At 59.8% G+C, this 229-nt stretch carries 1 pseudogene; it reads left to right on the top strand.

The annotated features are described in order from the left end of the window. Positions 1–229, top strand: a pseudogene (locus KVT28_RS27460) (MFS transporter); the annotation flags it as partial.

Here is a 229-nt window from a genome sequence, read left to right as displayed (position 1 = left end):
TGGTGGGCTTTATCTACACCGACCGCATCGCCGGCGAGAAAGTGAAAGGGCAGGCGCAGAGCATGGTGGAGATGTTCACCTACGGTATTGGCATGCTGCTGGGTTCGCAGATCTCGGGCGCGCTGTATAACCGCCTGGTTGCCGGACAGGGCACGGCACAAAACTGGGCAACATTCTGGTGGATCCCCGCAATCGCCGCAGCGGTGATCGCCGTGCTTTTCCTCTTCAC

Origin of the sequence: Pantoea sp. GbtcB22 (assembly GCF_019091025.1) — a bacterium.
GTDB classification, from domain to species: domain Bacteria; phylum Pseudomonadota; class Gammaproteobacteria; order Enterobacterales; family Enterobacteriaceae; genus Pantoea; species Pantoea leporis.
This window is presented reverse-complemented; position numbering and strand designations above follow the sequence as displayed.